The sequence below is a fragment of the Burkholderia sp. LA-2-3-30-S1-D2 genome (genome assembly GCF_001523915.2).
Taxonomy (GTDB): Bacteria; Pseudomonadota; Gammaproteobacteria; order Burkholderiales; family Burkholderiaceae; genus Burkholderia; species Burkholderia diffusa.
Genome location: NZ_CP013384.1, coordinates 444,743 through 469,616 on the forward strand (window position 1 = coordinate 444,743; position 24,874 = coordinate 469,616).

A 24,874-nucleotide genomic window follows, 5' to 3' on the forward strand; every position below is an offset into this window, starting at 1 on the left:
CGTCATGAATGAGCAGGCGGCGGCACCGCCCGCGGGCGGTGCGCCGCGCGGCGGCCCGGGCGGCGATATGGAGCCCTATGACACAATAGGCGATCCGCATCGCCAGGAAGTCACGTCCGTGAAGCGCCGCCTGCTCATCCTCGTCATGCTTGCCGCCGCGCTCGCGGCGGCGTGCGCGCTGACGTGGACCATCACGTGGCGGCGCGGCGTCGCCGAGCTGCAGCGCAACGCCGCGGTGCGGGCCGACCGCACCACCAACGCGCTCAAGAGCACGCTCGACCGTTACGAGTCGCTGCCTTATCTGCTCGGCAGCCACCCGTACGTCCTGGACCTGCTCGCCGAGCCGAAGCGCGCCGATTTCACCGCGCGCGCGAACCGCTATCTCGAAGACCTCAACGAACACGCGCACGCGACCGTCACCTACGTGATCGGCGCGGACGGCCTGTGCGTCGCCGCCAGCAACTGGCGCGCGCCCGACAGCTTCGTCGGGACCGGATACCAGTTTCGTCCGTATTTCATCGATGCGATGGGCGGCCAGGTCGGCCGCTTCTTCGGGATCGGCACGATCTCGCGCGATCCCGGCTACTACATCTCGCAGCCGGTGTGGCGCGACGGCAGGATCGCGGGCGTCGTCGTCGTGAAGCTCAACCTCGAATGGTTCCAGGGTGCCGACGCGTCCGAGCCGCTCGTCGTCGCGGACGATCACGGCGTCGTGTTCCTGTCGTCCGTGCCCGCCTGGAAATACCACACGCTGCATCCGTTGACGGGGCCTGTCGCCGCGTCGATCTACGAGACGCGCCAGTACGCGCAGCAACCCGTCACGCCACTGCCGCTGCGCGTCGAGCAGGTGCTCGACGCCGACGCGGAGATCGTGCGTCTCGGTCCCGGCCTGCGCGCGCCGCGCTTCCTCGCCAGCAAGCGGCGGATCGGCGAACCCGACTGGCTGCTGGTGACGCTCGCGCCGATCGCGCCCATCGACGCCGACGCGCGCAATGCGACGATCGTCACCGGCTTCGGCTTCGTGTCGGTCGCCTTGCTCGCGTTCTACTGGCGCATGCGCCGCGCACGCGTGCGCGAGATGATCCGCGGCCGCGCACTGCTGCAGCAGGCGTATGCCGAGCTGAACCGGCGCGTCGAGGAGCGCACGGCCGACCTGTCGGAGGCGAACGAGCAATTGCAGAAGGAAGTCGGCGACCGGATCCGCGCGGAACAGGAATTGCGCGCCGCGCACGACGAACTGATCCAGGCGAGCAAGCTCGCCGCGCTCGGCCAGATGGCGGCCGGCATCACGCATGAACTGAACCAGCCGCTCGCGGCGCTGCGCAGCTTCTCGGACAATACGCGCGTGCTGCTCGATCGAGGCGAGCAGGCGGCCGCGCGCGAGAACCTCGAGGCGATCGCCGCGCTGACCGAGCGGATGGGCAAGATCACCAACCAGCTGAAGCTGTTCGTCGGCCGCGCGAAGCCGCGCAACGAACGGGCGCTCGTCGTGCGCGCGCTGCGCAGCGTGCTGTCGCTGCTCGGCGACCGGCTGCACGGCGTCGCGCTCACGCTGACGCTGCAGGATGCGACCGTATCGCCCGCGCAGGATGCGCCGCTCGACCTCGCGTGCGACTATCCGGAACTCGTCGCCCGCTGCGAGGACTTGCGTCTCGAACAGGTGCTGATCAACCTGCTCGGCAACGCGCTCGACGCGGTCGCCGGCGTCGCGGCACCGGCAATCGAAGTGACGATCGCGGTGTCGGTCGCGACGCTCGCGATCGAGGTACGCGACAACGGCTCCGGCATCGCGCCCGACTTGCTGCCACGCTTGTTCGAGCCGTTCTTCACGACCAAGGAAATGGGGCGCGGGCTCGGGCTGGGCCTGGCGATCTCGTCGTCGATCGCGAGCGACGCGGGCGGCGCGCTGACCGCGCGCAATGCACCGTCCGGCGGCGCGCTGTTCGTCTTGACGCTGCGGCGCGCGCGCACGCATCATCCGGACTCGGTGTCCGAGCCGGCGGGCTCGCACTAGGACCCGCCGCAAACCCGTTCGCCGCACGACCGGCATCAACGAGAGCCGCGCGCACCCGCGCCGCGCGGCCTGTCAGGAGCAAGTGACCAAGATGGCCAACCGGCTGCAAGTGATCTATATCGAAGACGATGCGCTCGTTCGCCGGGCGAGCGTGCAGAGCCTCCAGCTCGCGGGGTTCGACGTCGTCGGGTTCGAATCGGCCGAGGCGGCCGACAAGGCGATCGTCGCGGAAACCGCCGGCGCGATCGTCAGCGACATCCGGCTGCCCGGCGCAAGCGGGCTCGACCTGCTCGCGCAGTGCCGCGAGCGCGTGCCCGACGTGCCGGTGATCCTCGTCACAGGCCACGGTGACATCTCGATGGCCGTGCAGGCGATGCGCGACGGCGCGTACGACTTCATCGAGAAGCCGTTCGCGGCCGAGCGGCTGATCGAGACCGTGCGCCGCGCGCTCGAGCGGCGCGAGCTCGTGCTCGAGAACCATGCGCTGCGGCGCGAGCTGGCCGGGCAGAACATCGTCGCGCCGCGCATCATCGGCCGCAGCCCGGCGATCGAACAAGTGCGCAAGCTGATCGCGAACGTCGCGCCGACCGACGCATCGGTGTTGATCAACGGCGACACGGGCGCCGGCAAGGAGCTGATCGCGCGCAGCCTGCACGAGCTGTCGCCGCGTCGCGACAAGCCGTTCATCGCGGTGAACTGCGGCGCGCTGCCCGAGCCGATGTTCGAGTCGGAGATGTTCGGCTACGAGCCCGGCGCGTTCACCGGCGCCGCGAAACGCCGCGTCGGCAAGCTCGAATACGCATCCGGCGGCACGCTGTTCCTCGACGAAATCGAAAGCATGCCGCTCGCGCTGCAGGTGAAGCTCTTGCGCGTGCTGCAGGACGGCGTGCTGGAGCGGCTCGGCTCGAACCAGCCGATCCGCGTGAACTGCCGCGTCGTCGCGGCCGCGAAAGGCGACATGAGCGAACTCGTCGCGGCCGGCACGTTCCGGCGCGACCTGCTGTACCGGCTCAACGTCGTGACGATCGCGCTGCCGCCGCTCGCCGAGCGCCGCGAGGACATCGTGCCGCTGTTCGAGCACTTCATGCTCGACGCGGCCGTGCGCTACGGGCGGCCGGCCCCCGTGCTGACCGACCGGCAGCGCGCGAGCCTGATGCAGCGCGACTGGCCGGGCAACGTGCGCGAGCTGCGCAACGCGGCCGACCGCTTCGTGCTCGGCGTCGCCGACATGCCGCAGGAAGCCGGCGCGGGCGACGACGATGCGCAGAGCGACCAGACGCTGAAGGAGCGCATCGAGCAGTTCGAGCGCGCGGTGATCGCCGAGGCGCTGAACCAGACGGGCGGCGCGGTCGCGGCGACAGCCGATCGCCTGCATGTCGGCAAGGCGACGCTGTACGAGAAGATGAAGCGCTACGGGCTGTCGGCGAAAGGCGAAACCGAGCGCTGAAAAAGAGACGGACCGCGGAACCGGGCTGGCCGGTCGGGCGGTCCGTGGTGCGGAGCGGGGCGCAGTGGGCGCCCCCGCGAGTCCTGTCGTGCGGCGCTCAGGCCGCGTTGCCGTCGAGCGCCTTCTTGAGCAGCGCGTCGAGTTCCGCGAATTGCGGGGCGCCGACGTAGCGCTTCAGGATCTTGCCGTCCTTGTCGACGACGAAGGTCGTTGGCGTGAGCTGCACGTTGCCGAACTGCTTCGCGACGCTGCCGTCGTCGAGCGCGACCTTGAACGGCAGCTGGCGCGTCTGCGCGTAGTTCGCGACGTACATCGGCGGATCGTAGTTCATCGCGACCGCGACGAATTCCAGCCCCTGGCCCTTGAAGCGATTGTAGGTATCGACCATCTGCGGCATTTCCTGCATGCAGGTCGCGCAGCTCGTCGCCCAGAAATTCACGAGGTAGACCTTGCCTTTCAGGTCGCCGGCCGTCGACACCTTCTGGCCCGACAGCAGCGTGAACGTGGCGTCCGGCACGGTGGACTTGCCGTTGAACGCGAAGAAGCCGGCAATGGCGATGGCCGCGACGACGACGGCCGCGACGATATAGCGGGCGGGGCCGGTGCGGCGCTGGGCGGGAGGCGTGGTGTTCATCTGCGGTGCTCTCGGAGTCGGTCGATGACGCGGATCGATGCAAAGGACGTCGAAATTCGGCGCTCATTTTAGCGCGAATGCGGCGCATGCACCGGCGGCCGCCACGCATACCGGGCGTCGGCTTCGGCGGATAATGGCGTTTTGCCTGTCCCCATCACTGCCATGCCGAAGGAAGTTCTCCATTCGTTGCGCCCCCTTTTTCGCCCCCTGCGACACTTCGCCGCGCTCGCGTGCGTGAGCGCGGCGCTGGCCGCGTGCTCGCCGTCATATGACTGGCGTACGCTGCACAACGACGCCGGCTACACGATCGACCTGCCGGCGAAGCCGACCGTCGAGGATCAGCCGGTGGCGGTCGGCGGTGCGTCGATGCCGATGCGGATGCAGGCCGCGCACGTCGACGGCGCGGTGTTCGCGGTCGGCACGCTGACGCTGCCCGACGATCGCGACGATACGCGCCGCGCGGCGCTCGAGTTCCTGCGGGCCGGGTTGTCGCGCAATCTCGAAGGCGTGCCAGAGACGGCCTCGGTGCCGGTGCCGCTCGCGGCCGGCGGTGCGGTAAACGGGCTCGAACTGCGCGTCGCGGGCGCGGCCAGCGGCGGCGACCATTCCCACAAGACAATCGTGGCGCGGCTCGTGGCGCGGGGCCGGCACGCGTACCAGGCCGTCGCGATCGCCGACCGGCCGCTCGCGCAGGAACAGATCGACCAGTTTTTCGGCTCGTTCAAACTCGACTGACCGCGGCCGGCGAGGGCGCCTCCGACTCCTGTGGCAATTGAAAGTTCATTCGTAGCTTTCGACGCTAATCGCCGGATTTTGCGGGGATTTTTCGGCTATCCACAGCGCATGTGGATAACTTTGTTGAAAAGTTGACCGAATCTCCCGCAAAGCCGCGCCGGACGGCCCTCCGGCGCATTTGACAGTTCACGCTTCCCTTGTGAAAAATCAATAAAAACAAAGGGATATGAATTTCTAGATGAAAGGGCGGCCGTGCAGGGTGATCTGGGGCCGGGTTCGTGAAATTGTGCATAAGTCAAGTCTTGACAGCCGCATTTTGTCCTCCGAAGGCGCTCACAGCGCCGTGAGCGCACGCCGGTAGCGGATCGCTTCTGCGATCTGCGCGGCCGTCGGCAACGGGTCGCCGGCCAGGTCGGCGATCGTGCGCGCGACCTTCAGCACGCGGAAATACGCGCGCGCCGACCAGCCGAAGCGCTCGCCGGCCTCGCGCAGCAGCCTCTCGCCGTCGTCGGTCGGCCGGCACAGGTCGTCGGTCTCGCGGCCGCTCAGCATGTGATTGGTCTTGCCCTGCCGCTCGAGCTGCAACGCACGCGCCTGGGCGACCCGCGCGGCGACCGCCGCGCTCGGCTCGCCCGGTGCCGTCGCGCGCGACGCGAGTTCGGCCGGCGACAGCGCTGGCAGGTCGATCTGGATGTCGATCCGGTCGAGCAACGGGCCCGACAGCTTGCGCAGGTAGCGCGTGGCGACATCCGGCGTGCAGCGGCAGCGCCCGGACGGATCGCCGTGCCACCCGCACGGGCACGGATTCATCGCGGCGATCAGCTGGCATGCGGCGGGGAAGTCGGCCTGCTGGGCCGCGCGCGAGATCGTGATGCGGCCCGCTTCCAGCGGTTCGCGCAGCATTTCCAGCACATGCCGGTCGAATTCGGGCAACTCGTCGAGAAACAGCACGCCGAGGTGCGCGAGCGTGATCTCGCCCGGCTGAGGCGGGTTGCGGCCGCCGACCAGCGCGGCGGCGCTCGAGGAATGGTGCGGCGAGCGGAACGGGCGCCGCCGCCACTGCGGGGGCGAGAAGCCGATGCGACTCGCGGAAAGGAGCGCGGCCGACGTCAGCGCCTCGTCGTCGGTCAGCGGCGGCAGGAGGCCGGGCAGCCGCGCGGCGAGCATCGACTTGCCGGCGCCGGGCGGCCCGATCATCAGCATGTGGTGCCCGCCGGCGGCCGCGACTTCGAGCGCGCGCCGGGCGCCGCGTTGGCCGACGACGTCCGCGAGATCGGGCGCGGCCGGCGCCGGCACGCCGTCGAGGCAGGGCGCCGCGACCGGCGCGAGCCGGGCATCCGGCGCACCGGCCAGGTGCGCGCACAGCGCGGGGAGGTCGGGCGCGCCGAACACGGTGACGCCCGGCACCAGCGCGGCCTCGGCCGCGCTGTCGAGCGGCAGGTACAGCTCGGGCGGGCGCGACGGGGCTGTCTCGCCGGATATCGCGACGCAGTCGACGCCGGCATGGCCGCTGGAATCGAAACTGAAACGGGCGCCGGAATCGAGTTGCGCTTCGGCATGACCCGCGCGCCAGTCGCGCGCGGCGCCGCACGCCATCGCGAACGCGCCGCGCATCGGCCGCAGCGCGCCGGTCAGCGACAGTTCGCCCGCGAATTCGCGGCCGGCCAGCGCGTCGGCCGGGAGCTGGCCGTTCGCGGCGAGGATGCCGAGCGCGATCGGCAGGTCGAAGCGGCCCGACTCCTTCGGCAAGTCGGCCGGCGCGAGATTGACGGTGATACGCCTGACGGGGAAGTCGAATCCGCAGTTCTGCAGCGCGGCGCGCACGCGCTCGCGGCTTTCGCGGACTTCGAGATCAGGCAGGCCGACGATCGAGAACGACGGCAACCCGTTGGCAAGATGAACTTCGACGGTGACGTCCGGCGCGCGGCCGGCCGCCGGCGCGCGACTGCGCACCACGGCGAGCGACATGGCGAGGCTCCTGTAGATGAATCGGACGGGCGACGGCTGTTCAGGGCCGCATGCCGCGGGAATCGGAGGAATCGTTGCGCGCTGCCGGCGTGGCGCGGAAAAGAACGAGGAACGACGAACTGCGAAGAGCGAGGAACAGCGAAGAACGACGGAACGGCTTGCCGACTGGCTGATTTCCGGGGGGCAGGCGCGGGCCGCGCGAGGCGGCCCGCGCCCCGACCAGTCGGTCGGGTGGGGGCGTCAGGCCTGGGGCGCTGCGAGCTTCTGCTCGAGTTCCGCGACGCGCTTCTCGAGTTCCTCGAGACGCACGCGAGTGCGGGCGAGCACATGTGCCTGCGTGTCGAACTCCTCGCGCGTGACGAGATCGAGCTTCGAGAAGCCTTGCGACAACATGGCCTTCACGTTGCGCTCGACATCCTTGGCCGGCGAGTTTTTTAGCAGGTCGCTGACGCGCGACTGCAGGTCGTTGAAAACATCGCTGGGTTGCTTCATGAGATTTCCCTTCCTTGCACAAAAAATGTGCATCTTCAGTTGCATACGTGCCCATGATGCACGCATGACCGGAAATGGTGCGCGCGCGGCGCGATTTCCGGGCATGGCGCCCGCATGGGTGAATGGCCCGGTAAGCCGGGACGTGCGTGCACTCTAGCAACGATCCTTTCGGCGCGCCAGCGAACCGGGCCATGTTGGCCATTCGGCCGGGCTTTCGCACCTTTCAGCATCAGATGCGACCCTGTTTAAGAGCCGTTCGAGGCGGTGTTCGCACGAACATGGCATGCGAGTTGCTGAGGAGAGACCGTCACACCATTCCAACCAATTCGACGGGACCACCCAGCGAGAGGACTTCATGAAACTCATTACCGCAATCATCAAGCCGTTCAAGCTCGATGAGACGCGCGAAGCGCTCTCAGCGCTCGGCGTCTCCGGCATCACGGTCACGGAGGTGAAAGGGTTCGGGCGCCAGAAGGGGCACACGGAGCTGTACCGGGGCGCCGAATACGTGGTCGACTTCCTGCCGAAGATGAAGATCGAGGCGGCCGTGTCCGACGATCTGGTCGACCAGGCGGTCGAGGCGATCGAGCGGGCCGCCCGCACCGGCAAGATCGGCGACGGGAAGATCTTCGTCACGCCGATCGAGCAAGTGATCCGGATCCGGACCGGGGAGACCGGCGCAGACGCGCTGTAACAGACAAAGACAAGCGACAAGAGGAAATCCAAGATGCGCAAACTTCTGATGTCCCTGCTGATGGCCGGCTCGCTGATCGCGGCCGGTGTCGGCCCCGCGCTCGCCGACGACGCGGCGTCCGCCGCGGCTGCGTCCGCGCCCGCCGCAACGGCTTCCGACGCATCGGCTGCCGCGGCACCCGCCGCGACGGCGAGCGCCGCGCCTGACGCATCCGCCGCTGCCGCCGCACCCGCTTCGGGCGCCGCCTCCGACGCATCGGCTGCCGCCACCGCGTCCGCGCCGGCCGCACCCGCCGCGCCGACCGAGCCGTTCTCCGTCGATTCGTCGAAGATCAACTCGGGCGACACCGCGTGGATGCTGACGTCCACCGCGCTCGTGCTGTTCATGACGGTCCCCGGCCTCGCGCTGTTCTACGCGGGCATGGTCCGCAAGAAGAACGTGCTCGCGACCGTGATGCAGAGCTTCGCGATCACCGCGCTGATCACGGTGCTGTGGACGGTGGTCGGCTACAGCCTCGCGTTCACGCCGGGCAACGGCTTCATCGGCGGCCTGTCGCGCGCGTTCCTGCACGGGATGACCTACGTGAAGGGCGACAAGGCGACCACGCTGACCGTCAGCCACCTGGCGACGACGATTCCGGAGTCGGTCTACTTCGTCTACCAGATGACGTTCGCGATCATCACGCCGGCGCTGATCTGCGGCGCGTTCGCCGACCGGATGAAGTTCTCGGCGATGCTCGTGTTCATGACGCTCTGGTCGCTGATCGTCTATGTGCCGATCGCGCACATGGTGTGGGAGCCGACCGGCTGGCTGTCGGCCGACGGCGTGCTCGACTTCGCGGGCGGCACGGTGGTGCACATCAACGCCGGTATCGCGGGCCTGATGTCGTGCCTCGTGCTCGGCAAGCGCGTCGGCTACGGTCGCGAATCGATGGCGCCGCACAACCTCGTGCTGACGATGATCGGCGGCTCGATGCTGTGGGTCGGCTGGTTCGGTTTCAACGCGGGTTCGGCGGTCGCGGCTGACGGCCGTGCCGGCTTCGCGATGCTGACCACGCAAGTGGCGACGGCCTGCGCGGCGCTCGGCTGGATGTTTGCCGAGTGGGTCGCGAAGGGCAAGCCGTCGGTGCTCGGCATCGTGTCGGGCGCGGTCGCGGGTCTCGTGGCGATCACCCCGGCTGCCGGCTTCGTCGGCGTGGCGGGTGCGCTCGTGATCGGCATCGCGGCAGGCGTGGTCTGCTTCTGGTCGGCGACGTGGCTCAAGTCGAAGCTCGGCTACGACGATTCGCTCGATGCGTTCGGCGTGCACGGCGTGGGCGGGATTCTCGGCGCGCTGCTGACGGGCGTGTTCGCGGTCAAGGACATCGGCGGCGCCGACGGCAGCCTGCTGCTGCAGGCGAAGGGCGTGCTGATCACGCTGGTCTACAGCGGCGTGCTGAGCTTCGTGCTGCTCAAGCTGATCGACCTGACGATTGGTTTGCGCGTGTCCGAAGAGGAAGAGCGCGAAGGCCTCGACGTGATCCTGCACGGCGAGCACGTCGAATAAGTCGTACGGATGACGGCGGGCCGCCGCGCAGACGGCACCCGCCACGAATGAGCGCAGCGACTTCGGCCCGCCCGCCCGGCGGGCTTTTTTTTCTCCTGCCGCGCGCTGCCGTAGCGCATAACCCTTCACGCTATCGGGTCAATAGCCGAAAACTTCCTCCAAACCCTTGCGAAGCCGGGAACAATCCCCAAATGGACAGGGCAATTGCTCTACAATCTTCATTCTCCCGCTCGCGAGTGATTCATGGTTCCCCACCTCGTTACCGCGTTGAACGGTCCGCTGCTCGAGCTCGAGCAGAAGATCCTCGACGCGACGCCTGCGATCGAACGCTGGTTCAGGCTCGAATGGCAGGAACACACCCCGCCGTTCTATTGTTCGGTGGACCTGCGCAACGCCGGTTTCAAGCTGGCGCCCGTCGACGCGAACCTGTTCCCCGGCGCGTTCAATAATCTGCCGTCCGAAGTGCTGCCGCTCGCCGTCCAGGCCGCGATGGCCGCGATCGAGAAGATCTGCCCGGACGCGAAGAACCTGCTCGTGATTCCCGAGCTGCCGACCCGCAACGCGTTCTACCTGGAAAACGTCGCGCGGCTCGCGACGATCATGCGCCAGGCCGGCCTGAACGTGCGCTTCGGCTCGCTCGACCCGAGCATCACCGACATGACACCGATCACGCTGGCCGACGGCCAGAAGATCGTGCTCGAACCGCTCGAGCGTTCGCAGCGCCGCCTCGGCCTGAAGAATTTCGATCCGTGCTCGATCCTGCTGAACAACGACCTGTCGGCCGGAATTCCCGCCGTGCTGGAAAACCTGCACGAGCAGTACCTCCTGCCGCCCCTGCACGCGGGCTGGGCCGTGCGCAGCAAGTCGACGCACTTCTCGTGCTACGACGACGTCGCGAAGAAGTTCGCGAAGATGGTCGGCGTCGATCCCTGGATGGTGAATCCGTATTTCGCACACGTCGAAGGCGTCGACTGGCAGGGCCATGAAGGCGAGCAGGCGCTCGCCGACGCGATCGACGGCGTGCTGAAGAAGATCGCGCGCAAGTATCGCGAATACGGGATCAGCGAAAAGCCGTACGTCGTCGTGAAGGCCGACGCGGGCACCGCCGGGCGCGGCGTGATGACCGTGCACGACGCGGCCGAGATCGGCCGCATGTCGAAGGCCGAGCGCGCGCAGATGGCCGAGTCGAAGGCCGGCCTCGCGGTGCGCGACGTGATCGTGCAGGAAGGCGTCTATACGTTCGAGCGCGTCGGCGACGAAGTCGCGGAGCCGGTCGTGTACATGATCGACCGCTACGTGGTCGGCGGTTTCTACCGCACGCACGGCGGCCGCGAGCGCGACCAGAACCTGAACGCGCCCGGCATGCACTACGTCCCGCTCGGCTTCGAGCACACCGCGCTGCCGGATGCCGGCGCGAAGCCGGGCGCCGCGCCGCCGAACCGTTTCTACATGTACGGCGTCGTCGCGCGGCTGTCGCTGATCGCGTCGTCGATCGAACTGGAAAAGACCGATCCCGAAGCCATCCAGGTGTAACGGCTTCGCTACGTACAGGACCCGCATGGACATTCTCTTTATCGCCGACCCGCTCGAGCGCTTCAAGATCTACAAGGATTCGACCTACGCGATGATGGCGGAGGCCGCGCGGCGCGGGCACGCGATCTACACGTGCGAGCCGCACCAGCTTGCGTGGACGGGGTCGGGCGTCGAGGCGGACGTGCAGCGCGTGACGATCGTCGGCGACACGGCCGACCTGCATCGCCATCCGTGGTACGAGGCGGCCGCGCATCAATCGCGTCTGCTGACGTCGTTCGGCGCGGTGCTGATGCGCAAGGATCCGCCGTTCGACATGGAGTACGTGACGGCCACGTGGATGCTCGAACTCGCCGAGCGCGCGGGCGCGCGCGTGTTCAACAAGCCGCAGTCGATCCGCGACCATTCGGAGAAGCTGGCGATCGGCGAGTTTCCGCAATTCGTCGCGCCGACGCTGGTCACGCGCGATGCCGCACGCTTGCGCGCGTTCCATGCCGAGCACGGCGACGTGATCGTGAAGCCGCTCGACGGCATGGGCGGGATGGGCGTGTTCCGCGTGAAGGCCGACGGGATGAATCTCGGCGCGATCATCGAGATGCTCGGCCACGACGGCACGCGCTCGCTGATGATCCAGAAGTTCATCCCCGAGATCACGGCGGGCGACAAACGCATTCTGCTGATCGCGGGCGAGCCGGTGCCGTATTCGCTCGCGCGCATTCCGCAGGGCAGCGAAGTGCGCGGCAATCTCGCCGCGGGCGGGCTCGGCGTCGCACAGCCGCTGACTGCCCGCGATCGCGAGATCGCGGAGACGCTCGGGCCGGTGCTCGCATCGCGCGGGCTGCTGCTGGTCGGGCTCGACGCGATCGGCGACTGGCTGACCGAGGTGAACGTGACGAGCCCGACGTGCTTCCGCGAGATCATGGAGCAGACGGGCTTCGACGTCGCCGCGATGTTCATCGACGCGCTGGAGCGTGCGGCCGCGTAGGCCGTCTCCCCGCGCAACCCCGGCGGCGGCCGCGCAGGTCCCCCGTCGCCGGAGCAGCTTGACTGGCCTGCTACAATGCCCGCTTGCCCGGTGCCGCGACCAGCGCGCCGAAGGCCCGGCGGTCGGGCCGAAACCGTTGCAAGGCTGAACATGAAACGATTCCCTCACTCGCTATGCTCGTTGCCCCGCTGCGGGGCGTCGGCCCGCCAGGGGCGGCCGGGGGCAGTCTGACATGGCCGGGATTCTGATCATCGCGCACGCACCGCTCGCCACCGCGCTGCGGGACTGCATCGCGCACATCTACGGCGGCGTGCCCGCGCGCATCGGCTGCATCGACGTGCTGGCCGACAGCGATCCCACCCAGGTGATGGCGTTCGCGCACGCGGAGCTCGCTCGGCTCAGGGAAGAAAATGGCGTCGTCGTGCTGACCGACATGTACGGCGCGACGCCCGCGAACATCGCGGGCCAGCTCGCGAAACTCGACAACGTGCGCGTGCTGGCGGGCGTGAACCTGCCGATGCTGGTGCGGGCCGTCTGCTACCGTTCCGTGCCGCTCGACAAGCTCGTCGACAAGGCGCTGTCCGGCGGCGCGAAGGGCGTCCACGAAGTGGCGGCCGGTACACCGCCGCCGCCGACCGAAGTCGGCTGCGGCCAGTGCGCGCCGATTCCGCCCGAGCCGCAACCGCGCACCGAATCGCACTGACCGTCCCGTTTTTCGTTTTAGACCGACCCGCCGACGCACGTCGCCGGCGGCCGCGACCGACCCGACCGAGAATCATGCTTCAACAAGAAACCACCATCGTCAACAAATTGGGGCTCCATGCGCGCGCATCGGCCAAGCTTACGCAACTGGCCGGCAACTTCCAGTCCGAAGTCTGGATGACGCGTAACGGACGCAAGATCAACGCGAAAAGCATCATGGGCGTGATGATGCTCGCGGCGGGCATCGGCAGCACCGTGTCGATCGAGACCGACGGTCCCGACGAACGCGAGGCGATGGATGCACTGCTCAAGCTGATCGCGGACAAGTTCGGCGAAGGTCAGTGATCCCCGCGCGGGATCGTTGTCGTTTCGAAGCAGAATGCCGCGTTTGCCGCGGCATTTTTTTCGTCCGCGGCGTTGATGCGGAAATGGTAATGCTGCGCTGCACGCAGTCAGCATGGAGATACGGAATTTATAATCACTAACCGGGGTCATAAGCGCATCGCAGCAGTGTGCCGCGGCTTTACATGTACAGAGGAGGTGCGCGTGTCCTTCACGCTGCATGGCATTCCCGTCTCACGTGGTATCGCGATCGGGCGAGCGTATCTGATCGCGCCGGCGGCGCTCGACGTCGCCCATTACCTGGTCGAGGCGAACCAGATCGACGCCGAGGTCCAGCGTTTCCGCACGGCGCTCGAAGTCGTGCATCGCGAACTCGACGCGTTGCGCGCCGACCTGACCGACGACACCCCGAGCGAAGTGGGCGCATTCATCGACGTCCACATGATGATCCTGAGCGACGCGATGCTCGTGCAGGAAACCATCGACCTGATCCGCACGCGCCGCTACAACGTCGAGTGGGCGCTGACCGAGCAGCTCGAATTGCTCACGCGCCACTTCGACGATATCGAGGACGAATACTTGCGCGAGCGCAAGGCCGACATCGAACAGGTGGTCGAGCGCGTGCTGAAGGCACTCGCCGGTGCGCCGTCCGCGTCGCAGGCGCTCGACCGCGCGGCCGCGAACGGCACGAACGAGATGATCGTCGTCGCGCACGACATCGCGCCGGCCGACATGATGCAGTTCAAGTCGCAATCGTTCCAGGCGTTCGTCACCGATCTCGGCGGCCGCACGTCGCACACGGCGATCGTCGCGCGCAGCCTCGGCATTCCCGCCGCGGTCGGCGTCCAGCATGCGAGCTCGCTGATCCGGCAGGACGACCTGATCATCGTCGACGGCGACCAGGGGATCGTGATCGTCGATCCCGCGCCGATCGTCCTCGAGGAATATTCGTACCGCCAGTCCGAGAAGCTGCTCGAGCAACGCAAGCTGCAGCGCCTGAAGTTCTCGCCGACGCAAACGCTGTGCGGCACGAAGATCGAGCTGTACGCGAACATCGAGCTGCCCGACGACGCGAAGGCCGCGGTCGAGGCTGGCGCGGTCGGCGTCGGGCTGTTCCGCTCCGAGTTCCTGTTCATGCATCAGAAGGAGATGCCCGAGGAGGAGGAGCAGTTCGCCGCGTACAAGCGCGCGGTCGAGTGGATGAAGGGCATGCCGGTGACGATCCGCACGATCGACGTCGGCGCGGACAAGCCGCTCGAGGCGCTCGACGAGGGCTACGAGACGGCGCCGAACCCGGCGCTCGGCCTGCGTGCGATCCGCTGGAGCCTGTCCGAGCCGCAGATGTTCCTCACGCAGTTGCGCGCGATCCTGCGCGCGTCCGCGTTCGGGCAGGTGAAGATCCTGATCCCGATGCTCGCGCACGCGCAGGAGATCGACCAGACGCTCGACCTGATCCGCGAGGCGAAGCGCCAGCTCGACGACGCGGGGCTCGCGTACGATCCGAACGTGCGCATCGGCGCGATGATCGAGATTCCGGCCGCGGCGATCGCGCTGCCGCTGTTCCTGAAGCGGTTCGATTTCCTGTCGATCGGCACGAACGACCTGATCCAGTACACGCTCGCGATCGACCGCGCGGACAACGCGGTCGCGCACCTGTACGACCCGCTGCATCCGGCCGTGCTGCACCTGATCTCGTATACGCTGCGCGAAGCGAAGCGGGCGGGCGTGTCGGTGTCGGTGTGCGGGGAGATGGCGGGCGATCCGGCGCTCACGCGCCTGTTGCTCGGGATGGGGCTCACCGAGTTCTCGATGCACCCGAGCCAGTTGCTGGTCGTGAAGCAGGAGATCCTGCGCGCGCACCTGAAGGCGCTCGAGAAGCCCACGGCCGATGTGCTGGCCGCGTTCGAACCGGAAGAAGTGCAGGCGGCGCTCAAGCGCCTGTCGGTCGCGGAACCGCGTGCGGACGCGGCCGCCTAGGCGGCACGCGCTGCGCCGCGGAACCGTCGCGAAGGTTGCGAAACGTCACGCATGCGCCGCCCGGCGCATGCATCCCGCGCGCGTCAGTGCCGGCCCTGGCAGACGGGGCAGTCGGCCTGGCGCGCGATCTTCATCGTCGTCCATTCCATCCGCAGCGAATCGAGCATCATCAGCCGGCCGTTGAGCGTCGTGCCGATATCGCCGATCACGCGCAGCGCCTCGGCAGCCTGCATCGCACCGATGATGCCGACCGTCGGCGCGAACACGCCCATCGTCGCGCACGCGACTTCCTCGAACGGCTGGTCTTCCGGAAACACGCACGCGTAGCAGGGCGCACTCGGGTCGCGGAAGTCGAACGTGCTGATCTGGCCGTCGAAGCGCAGCGCGGCGCCCGACACGAGCGGCACGCCGTGCGCGACGCACGCACGGTTGATCGCATGGCGCGTCGCGAAGTTGTCGGTGCAGTCGAGCACGACGGTTGCCCGTGGCACGTGTTCGTCGAGCCACGCATCGTCGACGCGCGCCGCGACCGCATGCACGGTCACTTCCGGGTTCAGCTGCGCGAGCGCGTCGCGCCCCGATTCGACCTTGCTGCGGCCGACCGATGCGGTCACGTGGAGGATCTGCCGCTGCAGGTTCGTGAGGTCGACCGTGTCGGCATCGACGAGCGTGATCGTACCGACCCCGGACGCCGCGAGATACATCGCGGCCGGCGAGCCGAGACCGCCGGCGCCGACGACGATCGCATGCGCGTCGAGAAAGCGCTGCTGCGCCTCGATGCCGATTTCGTCGACGAGGATGTGGCGGGAGTAGCGGAGGAGTTGATCGTCGTTCATGGGACAGTCGTGAGCGGGGCGGAAGCGCCGGCGTATCGATTCATTCTAGGCGTACATGAAAAACGGGCCATCGCGGTCTTCCCGCGATGGCCCGTCGGATGCCGGTCGGCGCTTACTGCGGTGCCGACGCGGGCTTCGGTGCGGCCGCCTTCGCGCCCGACGCCTTCGTGGTGGACGCGGCCTTGCCGGCCGGGCTCTTCGTCGTGCTTTCGGCGAGCAGCGACTTCGATTCCTGCACCGGCTTGCCCTCCAGCTTGTTGAGCGCCTGCTGCATCATGAAGTCGTCGGTGCTGCCGAACTCGATCGGCTTGCGATCGCGGTCCTTCTGGCGCTGCTCCGGCGTCTTCTTGTCGTTCTGCTCCTCGAGGACGCGCAGCTGGTCCATGCGGCGCTGCTCGCGTGCTTCCTGCTCCTTCTTCTCGTTCGGATCCTGCGTGTTCGCGAGGTGGTTCGTGTAGTCGACCTCGCGCGTCACGAGCACGTCGTCCGGATCGCCGTCCGCGTACTGATCGACCGGTACGTCGGGCGTGATGCCCTTGTTCTGGATCGAACGGCCGCTCGGCGTGTAGTAGTAGGCCGTCGTCAGGCGCAGCGCGGTGTCGGCCGTCATCGGACGGACCGTCTGCACCGAGCCCTTGCCGAACGTCGTCTTGCCCATGATCTGCGCGCGCTTCGAATCCTGCAGCGCGCCGGCGACGATTTCCGACGCGGACGCCGAATACGCGTTTGTCAGCACGACCATCGGCACGGTCTTGAAGACCGGCGGCAGGTTCTTCAGCGGATCGCTGTCGAAGGAAGGCAAGCGATAGTTGTCGTAGGTATCGCGGTAGACCTGCTTCGAATCCGGAATCTGGCCGTTGGTCGACACGACGACGGAGTCGGGCGGCAGGAACGCGCCGGCGACGCCGACCGCGCTTTGCAGGAGGCCGCCGCCGTTGTTGCGCAGGTCGAGGATCAGGCCCTTCAGATTCGGCTGCTGGCGTGCGATGTCCTGCAGCTTCGCGGCGAGATCGGGCGTCGTGCGCTCCTGGAAGCTCGTGATCCGGATGTATGCGTAGCCCGGGTCGAGCAGCTTCATCTTCACGCTCTGGACCTTGATGATCGCGCGCGTGACCGTGATCGGGAACGTGCGGTCGTCGCTCTTGCGGAAGATCGTCAGCGTGACCTTGGTGCCCGGCTCGCCGCGCATCTGCTTGACGGCCTTGTCGAGCGTCATGCCGCGCACGGGCTTGTCGTTGATGCGGGTGATCAGGTCGCCCGGACGGATGCCGGCGCGGAACGCGGGGGTATCTTCGATCGGGGAGATCACCTTGACGAGGCCGTCTTCCTGCGAGATCTCGATGCCGAGACCCGCGAAGCGACCCTTGGTCTGCTCCTGCAGTTCGTCATAGTCGGTCTTGTCGAGGAACGACGAATGCGGGTCGAGGCTCGACACCATGCCCTTGATCGCTGCCGTCAGCAGCTTCTTGTCGTCGACCGGTTCGACGTACTCGCGCTTGATCTGGCCGAACACTTCCGCGAACAGGCGGAGCTGGTCGAGGGGAAGCGGCGCCGTGGCGGTCTGCTCGGCCGACGCCGAAACCTGCAGCGTGGCGAATACGCCCGTGGCGAGGCCCGCGGCAATCAGGCCGATGTTCTTCAATTTCATTCGCATAGAGAGTCTGGTGCGGTCGGGAAGCGCGTGGCGGTAGCGGGGATGTAGCGGACAAGTATAACTGTTCGTCCGATTGCTCAGTGCAACGGTGCGAAATGGCCCCGTAGCCCTGGTTCCCGGCGGGGCGCCGCCCCACGCGCAGCGGATTCGAAAGCGGTTTCGACAGCACCGGGGCCGCGAAGGTTCGCGCCGCACGCCGGGGTGCGCCGGGCAGGCCGCGCGCGCGGCGGCATGCCCGGCATCGCGGGTATCAGCCCGCCTTGCCCTGCTTCGCGACGGCGGCCTGCGCCTTCGCGATCGCGTCCTGGTCGCCCAGGTAGTAGTGCTGGATCGGCTTCAGGTTCTCGTCGAGTTCATACACGAGCGGCACGCCGTTCGGGATGTTCAGGCCGACGATATCGCTGTCCGAGATGCCGTCGAGGTACTTGATCAGCGCGCGCAGCGAGTTGCCGTGCGCGGCGATCAGCACCTGCTTGCCCGCACGGACGGCCGGCGCGATCGATTCGTTCCACAGCGGCAGCACGCGCGCGACCGTGTCCTTCAGGCACTCGGTGAGCGGCAGTTGCTCGCGCGGCACCTTCGCGTAGCGCGGGTCGTCGAACGGCGCGCGCTCGTCGGTCGGCTCGAGCGCCGGCGGCGGCGTGTCGTAGCTGCGGCGCCACACGAGCACCTGGTCGTCGCCGAACTTGGCGGCCGTTTCCGCCTTGTTCAGGCCCGACAGCGCGCCGTAGTGGCGCTCGTTCAGGCGCCACGAGTGAACGACCGGCAGATACATCAGGTCCATCTTGTCCTGCACGTGCCACAGCGTGCGGATCGCGCGCTTGAGCACCGACGTGTACGCGATGTCGAACGTGTAGCCGGCCTCCTTGAGCAATTCGCCGGCCTGGTAGGCCTCGTTGCGACCCTGTTCGGTCAGGTCGACGTCGACCCAGCCGGTGAAGCGGTTTTCCTTGTTCCACGTCGATTCGCCGTGGCGGATGAGAACGAGTTTGTACATGGATCTTGCGGTCGGTAGTGAAGGAAGCGGGGCGCGTCGCGCGGTACCCGGTCCGGGTCCGCCATCGCGCAAGACGGTTATTTTATAATGGCGAGATTGTCCTTTTCCGATTTCTCTTTTTCCGGCGGCATTCCGTGACGTTCTTTACCAATTACACAAACCTGGCCCTTATCGCGATCCTGGTGGTTTCCGGCGGCCTGCTCGCATGGCCGGCCCTGCGCCGCGGCCGCGGCGGCCTGTCGGCCGCGGAGGCGACGCAGCTCATCAATCGCCGCAACGCGGTCGTGATCGACCTGCGTACCGCGTCCGACTTCGCCGCCGGCCATCTGCCGTCGGCGCGCCAGGTCGCCGCCGGCGAGATCGGCGCGAAGATCGCGCAGGTCGCGAAAAACAAGAGCACCCCCGTGCTGCTCGTCTGCCAGAACGGCCAGCAGTCGCAGAAGGCGGCGCGCGAGGTCGAGGCGGCGGGCTATGCCGAGGTGCACGTGCTCGAGGGCGGCGTCGCCGCCTGGCAGCAGGCCGGGATGCCGGTCGTCAAACAAGGAGTGGCGAAGTGAGCAAGGTTTTGATGTACAGCACGCAGGTGTGTCCGTATTGCATTCAGGCCGAGCGCCTGCTGAAGCTGCGCGGCGTCGAGCAGATCGAGAAGGTGCTGATCGACCGTGACCCGGCCCGCCGTGAGGAAATGATGACGCGCACGGGCCGTCGCACGGTGCCGCAGATCTACATCGGCGACACGCATGTCGGCGGTTACGACGATCTGTCGAAGCTCGACCGCGAAGGCGGGCTCTTGCCGCTTCTGCAAGCGGCCTGATTAGGGCAGAATGGCCGCCGGTCGCGCCGCGGCTCGAGCGCGCAGGATTCAACCGAGGCGGCCGGCGTGAAGCCGGGCCGCCCCGTCACCACTTTTAGGGAAACACCATGTCCGACGTCGAAAACCAACCGTTCTTCAACATCCAGCGCGTCTACCTGAAGGATATGTCGCTCGAGCAGCCGAATTCGCCGGCGATCTTCCTCGAGCAGGACATGCCGTCGGTTGAAGTCGAAGTCGACGTCAAGGCCGAACGCCTCGCGGAAAGCGTGTTCGAGGTCGTCGTGTCGGGTACCGTCACCGCGAAGGTGAAGGACAAGGTCGCGTTCCTGATCGAAGCGAAGCAGGCCGGCATTTTCGACATTCGCAACATTCCGGACGAACAGCTCGACCCGCTCGTCGGCATCGCGTGCCCGACGATCCTGTTCCCGTACCTGCGCTCGAACATCGCCGACGCGATCACGCGTGCGGGCTTCCCGCCGATCCACCTGGCGGAAATCAACTTCCAGGCGCTGTACGAGCAGCGTCTCGCGCAGCTTCAGCAGCAGGCCGGTGCGGCAGGCGCGCCGAACGGCACGACGCTGAACTGACGTTTCACTCCGGACCGGTGCTGGGTATGAAAGTAGCCGTTCTCGGCGCCGGTGCCTGGGGCACCGCGCTCGCGGGCCATCTGGCCGCGCGGCACGATACGCTTCTCTGGGCGCGCGACGCTGCGCTGATCGCCGGGCTGCAGGCCCGGCACGAAAATTCCCGCTATCTGGACGGCATCGCGCTGCCCGATGCGCTGCGCTACGACGCCGATCTCGGCGCCGCGCTCGCGCACGGCGCCGCGGACGACGCGCTGTGCGTGATCGCCGCGCCCGTGGCCGGGCTGCGCACGCTGTTCGGCGCGATGCGCGACGCAGGCTGCGTGCCTGCGCACATCGTGTGGGTCTGCAAGGGCTTCGAGGCCGACACGCACCTGCTGCCGCATCAGGTGATCGCGGCCGAGCTGCCGGAGCAGCACAGCAACGGCGTGCTGTCGGGGCCGAGCTTCGCACGCGAGGTCGGGCTCGCGCTGCCCGTCGCGCTGACGGTCGCAAGCACCTCCGCCGAATGCCGCGAGCGCACGCTCGCCGCGTTCCATCACGGCGCGATGCGGATCTACACGGGTGACGACGTGGTCGGCGTCGAGGTCGGCGGCGCGGTGAAGAACGTGCTGGCGATCGCGACCGGCATCTCCGACGGCCTCGGGCTCGGGCTGAACGCGCGCGCCGCGCTGATCACGCGCGGCCTCGCCGAAATGTCGCGGCTCGGCGTCGCGCTCGGCGGCCGTGCTGAAACCTTCACGGGCCTCACGGGCCTCGGCGACCTGATCCTCACCGCGACGGGCGACCTGTCGCGCAATCGCACGGTCGGCCTGCAACTGGCGGCTGGCCGCTCGCTGAACGACATCCTCGGCGCGCTCGGCCATGTGGCCGAAGGCGTGCGCTGCGCGCAGGCCGTGCTCGCGCTCGCGCGCGCGCAAGCGATCGAAATGCCGATCACCGAAGCCGTGTGCGGCGTGCTGTTCGACGGCGTCGCACCGCGCGATGCGGTCAGCGGCCTGCTGCGGCGCGACGCGCGCGCCGAATAGCACGGACGAATCGCACCGATTATTGCGGCCGGGCGCGCTCGCGCAAAGCGGGCCGCGCCAAAGCGCACTACGCTTGAACTGTCTCCGGCGTTTCGGGAGGGTGTCATGCTGCAGATCGGTTCCACCACGTTCGACGCGCAACTCGTCGACATCACGACGCTCGACGTCGACGCGATCGTCAACGCCGCGAACGGTTCGCTGCTCGGCGGTGGCGGGGTCGACGGCGCGATCCATCGCGCGGCCGGCCCGGGCCTCCTGGCCGAGTGCCGCACACTCGGCGGCTGTGACACCGGCGACGCGAAGCTCACGCGTGGCCACGGGTTGCCGGCGAAATATGTGATTCATGCAGTCGGCCCGGTGTGGCACGGCGGCGGGCGCGGCGAGCCCGAGCTGCTCGCGGCATGCTACCGGCGCGTGATAGAGCTGGCCGAGGAGGTGGCGGCGACCTCGATCGCCTTCCCGGCGATCAGCTGCGGCGTGTACCGCTATCCGGCCGGGGAGGCCGTCGAGATCGCCGTCGGCACGGTCGCCGAAATGCTGCCGCAGGCGCCGAACCTCGCACGCGTGATATTCGCGTGTTTTTCATCCGACATCTACGACCTGTATCGCGCGCGGCTCGCGCGCAGCTAGCGCTGCCCGGCCGCGCGGCGCGGCGCGGTGTGGTTCGGGCCGGGCCGGGCCGGGCGCGCGTCAGGCGCCGCCTTCGAAACCGGCCTGGCGCCACGCCTCGAACACAACCACGGCCACCGTGTTCGACAGGTTCAGGCTGCGGTTGCCCGGCCGCATTGGCAGGCGTACGCGCTGTTCGTTCGGGAAGCGTTCCAGCAATTCGGCCGGCAGGCCGCGCGTCTCGGAGCCGAACACGAACCAGTCGCCGGGCACGAACGCATGGTCGTGGAAGCGGCCCGAGCCGCGGGTCGTGAACGCGAACATTCGCGCGGTATCGGGCGCTTCGGTGGCGACGAACGCGTCCCAGTCGCGGTGCACGCGCATTTCCGCGTACTCGTGATAGTCGAGGCCCGCGCGACGCATCTTCGCGTCGTCGAGCGGAAAGCCGAGCGGCTCGATCAGATGCAGACGCGCGCCGGTATTGGCGCACAGGCGGATCACGTTGCCGGTGTTCGGCGGAATTTCGGGGGCGACGAGGACGACGTTGAACATGGTTGGGTCTGGCTGGGCCGGCCGGGGCGGAGCAGCGTGCATTCCGTCCCGGCCGGCCGGTTCATGACGACCGTCGCCGCATGCGGGCGGCCGGCCTCTCTAACTAATTAATCCCTGGCGGTGCGCAGCGCAACCAGATTCGTCACGCGCGCGGCACCCGCCGCCTTCAATGCACGCGCGGCTGCCGCGAGCGTCGCACCGGACGTCATCACGTCGTCAACGAGCGCCACGTGGCGGCCGGTGAGGTCGCCCGACGCTGCGAACGCTGCCTGCACGTTGTCGCGCCGCGCACGCCGGTCGAGCCGCGACTGCGGCGCGGTTTCGGTCACGCGTGCAAGCAGCGCCGTGTCGGCGCGCACGCCGAGCCGGCGCGCGAGCGGCCGCGCGATCGCCCACGCCTGGTTGTAGCCGCGCGCGACGAGCCGTCCGCGCGACAGGGGCACCGGTGCGATCACGTCGAAGCCGCCGGCGGCGCGCATCGCGTCCGTGTCTTCGATCCGCTCCGCGAGCCGGGCCGCGAATTCCGCACCCAGCGCGAGCCGCGCATGAAACTTCAGGCCGCGCGCGAGCCCGTTGAGTGGCGCGCGGTAATCGGCGAGCGCGAGCGTTGCATCGAACGGCGGCGGCGTCGCGCAGCATGCGTCGCACCGGTACGCGGATGCGGAAGCGGCACCACCGTGCCGGCCGCGCGCTTCGCGCAGCCGCGGCTGCCCGACGCCCAGCGGCACCGCGCAGACGTCGCAGCGCAGCCGCGCTTCGTTCCAGTACGCTGCGTCGCAGGCGCCGCAAATCACCGTATGTGACAAATTGCCGCACAGTGCGCACCGATTCGGCAACGCGAGCGCGACGACGCGCACGGCTAGCGCACGAACCTGCGACAAAACGACGCGCATCGGGCGCGGGGCGAAACGGCGATCCATTGCGAACACTCCTGGCGGCCCCCGTCTCGCTGAAGGCCGCGAGGCGAGCGAGTATACTTCGGGCTCTTCGCCAGTGTGCCTGACATGTCCCCAGCTTCGACTTCAACCGGCCGTCCGGCCAATGACGCCCGGCGTTTGCGGCGGATCTTCGATCGCCGCGCCGCCGCGTTCGACGCGGTCGCGTTCCTGCCGCGCGAGATCGCGCAGCGGATGAACGAGCGTCTCGAATACATCAAGGTGAGCCCCGCGGCCGTGCTCGACGCGGGCTGCGGTCCGGGCGACGACCTGCCGGCGCTGCGCGCGCGCTTTCCCGAAGCGCCGGTGTTCGGTGTCGACCTGTCCGGCGCGATGCTCGCGCGGGCGGGCCACCGCGAGGTCGAGCAGACGAGCTGGCGCCGCTGGCTGCCCGCGTCGCTCGGCCGGGCGCTGGGCCAGCGCGGCCCGCGCGTCGCGCAGGCCGACTTCTCGATGCTGCCGTTCGCGGCCGGCGCGTTCGACCTGATCTGGTCGAATCTCGCGCTGCACTGGCATTCGCGTCCCGATGCGGTATTTCCTGAATGGCAGCGCGTGCTGCGGGTGAACGGCCTGCTGATGTTCAGCACGCTCGGCCCCGACACGCTGCGCGAACTGCGCGCGGCCTGCGCGGACGCCGAAGCGGCGCTCGGCATCGCGCCGCCCGCCGCGCGCGTCGTCGATTTCGTCGACATGCATGACCTCGGCGACATGCTCGTCGAAAGCGGCTTCGAGATTCCGGTGATGGACCAGGAAGTGCTGACCGTGACGTACAAGACGCCCGATTCCCTGCTGGCCGACGTGCGCCGCTGGGGCGCCTATCCGTTCGACCGCGCGGTGCCGCAGCGCGCGGCGCGGCGCTTTCGCGCGGCGCTCGGCGATGCGCTGGAAGCGCGCCGGCGCGCGGACGGCACGATTGCCCTGACGTTCGAAGTGATTTACGGCCACGCGTGGAAGGCCGTGCCGCGCACGACCGCCGAGGGGCACGGGATCGTGCGCATCGAAGATATCGGAAAGGGGCGTCCGAAGAATCGGTAAAGCGGTAAAGAGGGGTTTTGTTATGCCCGAAATTAGCGGCGCAAAGCGGGGTCGAATTGACGTGAAAAACGGCCGGGAAGCTTGTGGCGCTTGGCTCGCGGGCCGATAGCCGCTTGCTTGTGGATGCCATTGAACCCGCCTATAATGCGTCAGCTTGTCGTCCCGGGGTCCCCGCAATACGGGCCGACGAGTCCGATGCAGGCATGCATCGCATGCCATTCGCGTGAGGCGGCGATGGAAGCAGCGAGGGTTTTGGCGGAGACGACGAACGGTGAGCCGGTCCTCGAAGACTGGCTCATGAAACGTAACTGTTCGGTGTCGCCGCGCCAGTTCGTGCTGTTTTACGCGTCGCTCGCGGGCTTCTCGCTGGTGATCGCGGCATTGCTGATGTGGCGGGGGGCCTGGCTCGTCATGCCCTTCACCGGAATCGAATTGCTGGCGGTAGGCGTCGCGTTTGCGGTCTACGCCCGTCATGCGGTCGATTACGAGCGCATCAGGCTGTTTCCGCACCGGCTCGTGATCGAGCGGATGGATGCGGAGCGGTTCACGCAGATCGAATTCAACCCGCGCTGGGTGCGGGTCGAGCCGGGGGCGACGCCACGCGATCCGATTCGACTCGTATCGCGCGGGCAGACCGTCGTAATTGGGCAGCATCTCGCGCAGCACAAGCGGGCGCAGTTCGCCGATGAACTGCGCGTGTCGCTCAGGCGCTGCGGCTGACGAGGCGCGGGCATCGGCCGGAACGGGCCGGCGGCTTGCGACGGG

At 68.1% G+C, this 24,874-nt stretch carries 25 protein-coding genes; 17 read left to right on the plus strand and 8 right to left on the minus strand.

The window, feature by feature from the left end:
* The first annotated feature begins 4 nt into the window (after positions 1 to 4).
* Positions 5 to 2,014, plus strand: coding sequence for a sensor histidine kinase (locus tag WS66_RS14665; protein WP_059599847.1), 2,010 nt, complete (start codon positions 5 to 7; stop codon positions 2,012 to 2,014).
* 91 nt (positions 2,015 to 2,105) lie between these two features.
* Positions 2,106 to 3,461 (plus strand): sigma-54-dependent transcriptional regulator, encoded by a 1,356-nt coding sequence (locus WS66_RS14670; protein WP_059599848.1) that lies wholly within the window; start codon positions 2,106 to 2,108, stop codon positions 3,459 to 3,461.
* A 97-nt stretch (positions 3,462 to 3,558) separates the two neighbouring features.
* On the opposite strand, the gene WS66_RS14675 is transcribed toward WS66_RS14670, so the two are convergent.
* Positions 3,559 to 4,095 carry a peroxiredoxin family protein gene (locus tag WS66_RS14675; protein WP_059599849.1) on the minus strand — a complete coding sequence of 179 codons (537 nt, stop codon included), beginning with the start codon at positions 4,093 to 4,095 and terminating at the stop codon, positions 3,559 to 3,561.
* Positions 4,096 to 4,257: 162 nt separating this feature from the next.
* Here WS66_RS14675 and WS66_RS14680 point away from each other — a divergent pair, with 162 nt between their 5' ends.
* On the plus strand, positions 4,258 to 4,830 hold the full coding sequence (locus WS66_RS14680; RefSeq protein WP_059599850.1) for a hypothetical protein: 573 nt from the start codon (positions 4,258 to 4,260) through the stop codon (positions 4,828 to 4,830).
* A gap of 333 nt (positions 4,831 to 5,163) precedes the next feature.
* Here WS66_RS14680 and WS66_RS14690 read toward each other — a convergent pair whose 3' ends face one another.
* Positions 5,164 to 6,798, minus strand: coding sequence for a YifB family Mg chelatase-like AAA ATPase (locus tag WS66_RS14690; RefSeq protein ID WP_059599851.1), 1,635 nt, complete (start codon positions 6,796 to 6,798; stop codon positions 5,164 to 5,166).
* Positions 6,799 to 7,038: 240 nt separating this feature from the next.
* Positions 7,039 to 7,290 (minus strand): accessory factor UbiK family protein, encoded by a 252-nt coding sequence (locus WS66_RS14695; RefSeq protein WP_059599852.1) that lies wholly within the window; start codon positions 7,288 to 7,290, stop codon positions 7,039 to 7,041.
* A 355-nt stretch (positions 7,291 to 7,645) separates the two neighbouring features.
* Between WS66_RS14695 and WS66_RS14700 the strand changes: the two genes are divergently transcribed.
* From WS66_RS14700 to ptsP, 7 genes are all read left to right on the plus strand, one after another.
* Complete coding sequence (locus tag WS66_RS14700) at positions 7,646 to 7,984, plus strand: P-II family nitrogen regulator (protein WP_006398175.1); 339 nt, start codon at positions 7,646 to 7,648, stop codon at positions 7,982 to 7,984.
* Positions 7,985 to 8,017: 33 nt separating this feature from the next.
* Entirely contained in the window at positions 8,018 to 9,529 is a 1,512-nt protein-coding gene (locus WS66_RS14705) for an ammonium transporter (RefSeq protein ID WP_059599853.1), read from the plus strand.
* A gap of 243 nt (positions 9,530 to 9,772) precedes the next feature.
* Positions 9,773 to 11,062: a glutamate--cysteine ligase gene (gshA, locus tag WS66_RS14710; protein WP_059599854.1), complete on the plus strand. Its 1,290-nt coding sequence runs from the start codon at positions 9,773 to 9,775 to the stop codon at positions 11,060 to 11,062.
* A gap of 25 nt (positions 11,063 to 11,087) precedes the next feature.
* Positions 11,088 to 12,044, plus strand: a complete 957-nt coding sequence (gene gshB / locus WS66_RS14715) for a glutathione synthase (RefSeq protein ID WP_059599855.1) — start codon at positions 11,088 to 11,090, stop codon at positions 12,042 to 12,044.
* Positions 12,045 to 12,276: 232 nt separating this feature from the next.
* Entirely contained in the window at positions 12,277 to 12,747 is a 471-nt protein-coding gene (locus tag WS66_RS14720; RefSeq protein ID WP_059599856.1) for a PTS sugar transporter subunit IIA, read from the plus strand.
* 74 nt (positions 12,748 to 12,821) lie between these two features.
* Positions 12,822 to 13,091 carry an HPr family phosphocarrier protein gene (locus WS66_RS14725; RefSeq protein ID WP_059599857.1) on the plus strand — a complete coding sequence of 90 codons (270 nt, stop codon included), beginning with the start codon at positions 12,822 to 12,824 and terminating at the stop codon, positions 13,089 to 13,091.
* A 201-nt stretch (positions 13,092 to 13,292) separates the two neighbouring features.
* Entirely contained in the window at positions 13,293 to 15,065 is a 1,773-nt protein-coding gene (gene ptsP, locus WS66_RS14730; protein ID WP_059599898.1) for a phosphoenolpyruvate--protein phosphotransferase, read from the plus strand.
* 83 nt (positions 15,066 to 15,148) lie between these two features.
* Here the strand turns inward: ptsP and WS66_RS14735 are convergent, their stop codons facing one another.
* From WS66_RS14735 to gpmA, 3 genes are all read right to left on the minus strand, one after another.
* The gene (locus WS66_RS14735) at positions 15,149 to 15,901 is read right to left on the minus strand and encodes a HesA/MoeB/ThiF family protein (protein ID WP_059599858.1); all 753 of its coding nucleotides are present in this window, start codon (positions 15,899 to 15,901) and stop codon (positions 15,149 to 15,151) included.
* Positions 15,902 to 16,013: 112 nt separating this feature from the next.
* Complete coding sequence (locus WS66_RS14740) at positions 16,014 to 17,555, minus strand: S41 family peptidase (RefSeq protein ID WP_059599859.1); 1,542 nt, start codon at positions 17,553 to 17,555, stop codon at positions 16,014 to 16,016.
* 250 nt (positions 17,556 to 17,805) lie between these two features.
* On the minus strand, positions 17,806 to 18,552 hold the full coding sequence (gene gpmA, locus WS66_RS14745) for a 2,3-diphosphoglycerate-dependent phosphoglycerate mutase (RefSeq protein WP_059599860.1): 747 nt from the start codon (positions 18,550 to 18,552) through the stop codon (positions 17,806 to 17,808).
* A 134-nt stretch (positions 18,553 to 18,686) separates the two neighbouring features.
* On the opposite strand from gpmA, the gene WS66_RS14750 reads away from it, so the two are divergent.
* From WS66_RS14750 to WS66_RS14770, 5 genes are all read left to right on the plus strand, one after another.
* Positions 18,687 to 19,109, plus strand: coding sequence for a rhodanese-like domain-containing protein (locus WS66_RS14750; RefSeq protein ID WP_059599861.1), 423 nt, complete (start codon positions 18,687 to 18,689; stop codon positions 19,107 to 19,109).
* Entirely contained in the window at positions 19,106 to 19,366 is a 261-nt protein-coding gene (grxC, locus tag WS66_RS14755) for a glutaredoxin 3 (protein ID WP_012364773.1), read from the plus strand. Before WS66_RS14750 ends, grxC begins: the two co-directional genes overlap by 4 nt.
* Before the next feature lie 107 nt (positions 19,367 to 19,473).
* Positions 19,474 to 19,953, plus strand: a complete 480-nt coding sequence (secB, locus tag WS66_RS14760) for a protein-export chaperone SecB (protein WP_011658008.1) — start codon at positions 19,474 to 19,476, stop codon at positions 19,951 to 19,953.
* A gap of 26 nt (positions 19,954 to 19,979) precedes the next feature.
* Positions 19,980 to 20,978, plus strand: coding sequence for an NAD(P)H-dependent glycerol-3-phosphate dehydrogenase (locus tag WS66_RS14765; protein WP_059599862.1), 999 nt, complete (start codon positions 19,980 to 19,982; stop codon positions 20,976 to 20,978).
* A 105-nt stretch (positions 20,979 to 21,083) separates the two neighbouring features.
* Positions 21,084 to 21,608 carry an O-acetyl-ADP-ribose deacetylase gene (locus WS66_RS14770; RefSeq protein ID WP_059599863.1) on the plus strand — a complete coding sequence of 175 codons (525 nt, stop codon included), beginning with the start codon at positions 21,084 to 21,086 and terminating at the stop codon, positions 21,606 to 21,608.
* A gap of 60 nt (positions 21,609 to 21,668) precedes the next feature.
* On the opposite strand, the gene trmL is transcribed toward WS66_RS14770, so the two are convergent.
* Both trmL and WS66_RS14780 read right to left on the minus strand, forming a co-directional pair.
* Positions 21,669 to 22,139, minus strand: a complete 471-nt coding sequence (trmL, locus tag WS66_RS14775; RefSeq protein ID WP_059599864.1) for a tRNA (uridine(34)/cytosine(34)/5-carboxymethylaminomethyluridine(34)-2'-O)-methyltransferase TrmL — start codon at positions 22,137 to 22,139, stop codon at positions 21,669 to 21,671.
* A gap of 107 nt (positions 22,140 to 22,246) precedes the next feature.
* Positions 22,247 to 23,059, minus strand: a complete 813-nt coding sequence (locus WS66_RS14780) for an amidophosphoribosyltransferase (protein ID WP_059599865.1) — start codon at positions 23,057 to 23,059, stop codon at positions 22,247 to 22,249.
* An 84-nt stretch (positions 23,060 to 23,143) separates the two neighbouring features.
* On the opposite strand from WS66_RS14780, the gene WS66_RS14785 reads away from it, so the two are divergent.
* Positions 23,144 to 24,109 (plus strand): methyltransferase domain-containing protein, encoded by a 966-nt coding sequence (locus WS66_RS14785; RefSeq protein WP_059599866.1) that lies wholly within the window; start codon positions 23,144 to 23,146, stop codon positions 24,107 to 24,109.
* A 195-nt stretch (positions 24,110 to 24,304) separates the two neighbouring features.
* A complete protein-coding gene (locus tag WS66_RS14790) occupies positions 24,305 to 24,829 on the plus strand; it encodes a DUF2244 domain-containing protein (protein WP_059599867.1) in 525 nt (174 codons plus the stop codon).
* Positions 24,830 to 24,874 lie beyond the last annotated feature (45 nt).

What these genes read in the sequence shown, in the direction of transcription:
- WS66_RS14665 (WP_059599847.1), top strand. Translation starts at nt 5, where the DNA reads ATGAATGAGCAGGCGGCGGCACCGCCCGCGGGCGGTGCGCCGCGCGGC.
- WS66_RS14670 (WP_059599848.1), top strand. Translation starts at nt 2,106, where the DNA reads ATGGCCAACCGGCTGCAAGTGATCTATATCGAAGACGATGCGCTCGTT.
- WS66_RS14675 (WP_059599849.1), bottom strand. Translation starts at nt 4,095, where the DNA reads ATGAACACCACGCCTCCCGCCCAGCGCCGCACCGGCCCCGCCCGCTAT.
- WS66_RS14680 (WP_059599850.1), top strand. Translation starts at nt 4,258, where the DNA reads ATGCCGAAGGAAGTTCTCCATTCGTTGCGCCCCCTTTTTCGCCCCCTG.
- WS66_RS14690 (WP_059599851.1), bottom strand. Translation starts at nt 6,798, where the DNA reads ATGTCGCTCGCCGTGGTGCGCAGTCGCGCGCCGGCGGCCGGCCGCGCG.
- WS66_RS14695 (WP_059599852.1), bottom strand. Translation starts at nt 7,290, where the DNA reads ATGAAGCAACCCAGCGATGTTTTCAACGACCTGCAGTCGCGCGTCAGC.
- WS66_RS14700 (WP_006398175.1), top strand. Translation starts at nt 7,646, where the DNA reads ATGAAACTCATTACCGCAATCATCAAGCCGTTCAAGCTCGATGAGACG.
- WS66_RS14705 (WP_059599853.1), top strand. Translation starts at nt 8,018, where the DNA reads ATGCGCAAACTTCTGATGTCCCTGCTGATGGCCGGCTCGCTGATCGCG.
- gshA (WP_059599854.1), top strand. Translation starts at nt 9,773, where the DNA reads ATGGTTCCCCACCTCGTTACCGCGTTGAACGGTCCGCTGCTCGAGCTC.
- gshB (WP_059599855.1), top strand. Translation starts at nt 11,088, where the DNA reads ATGGACATTCTCTTTATCGCCGACCCGCTCGAGCGCTTCAAGATCTAC.
- WS66_RS14720 (WP_059599856.1), top strand. Translation starts at nt 12,277, where the DNA reads ATGGCCGGGATTCTGATCATCGCGCACGCACCGCTCGCCACCGCGCTG.
- WS66_RS14725 (WP_059599857.1), top strand. Translation starts at nt 12,822, where the DNA reads ATGCTTCAACAAGAAACCACCATCGTCAACAAATTGGGGCTCCATGCG.
- WS66_RS14735 (WP_059599858.1), bottom strand. Translation starts at nt 15,901, where the DNA reads ATGAACGACGATCAACTCCTCCGCTACTCCCGCCACATCCTCGTCGAC.
- WS66_RS14740 (WP_059599859.1), bottom strand. Translation starts at nt 17,555, where the DNA reads ATGCGAATGAAATTGAAGAACATCGGCCTGATTGCCGCGGGCCTCGCC.
- gpmA (WP_059599860.1), bottom strand. Translation starts at nt 18,552, where the DNA reads ATGTACAAACTCGTTCTCATCCGCCACGGCGAATCGACGTGGAACAAG.
- secB (WP_011658008.1), top strand. Translation starts at nt 19,474, where the DNA reads ATGTCCGACGTCGAAAACCAACCGTTCTTCAACATCCAGCGCGTCTAC.
- WS66_RS14765 (WP_059599862.1), top strand. Translation starts at nt 19,980, where the DNA reads ATGAAAGTAGCCGTTCTCGGCGCCGGTGCCTGGGGCACCGCGCTCGCG.
- WS66_RS14770 (WP_059599863.1), top strand. Translation starts at nt 21,084, where the DNA reads ATGCTGCAGATCGGTTCCACCACGTTCGACGCGCAACTCGTCGACATC.
- trmL (WP_059599864.1), bottom strand. Translation starts at nt 22,139, where the DNA reads ATGTTCAACGTCGTCCTCGTCGCCCCCGAAATTCCGCCGAACACCGGC.
- WS66_RS14780 (WP_059599865.1), bottom strand. Translation starts at nt 23,059, where the DNA reads ATGGATCGCCGTTTCGCCCCGCGCCCGATGCGCGTCGTTTTGTCGCAG.
- WS66_RS14785 (WP_059599866.1), top strand. Translation starts at nt 23,144, where the DNA reads ATGTCCCCAGCTTCGACTTCAACCGGCCGTCCGGCCAATGACGCCCGG.
- WS66_RS14790 (WP_059599867.1), top strand. Translation starts at nt 24,305, where the DNA reads ATGCAGGCATGCATCGCATGCCATTCGCGTGAGGCGGCGATGGAAGCA.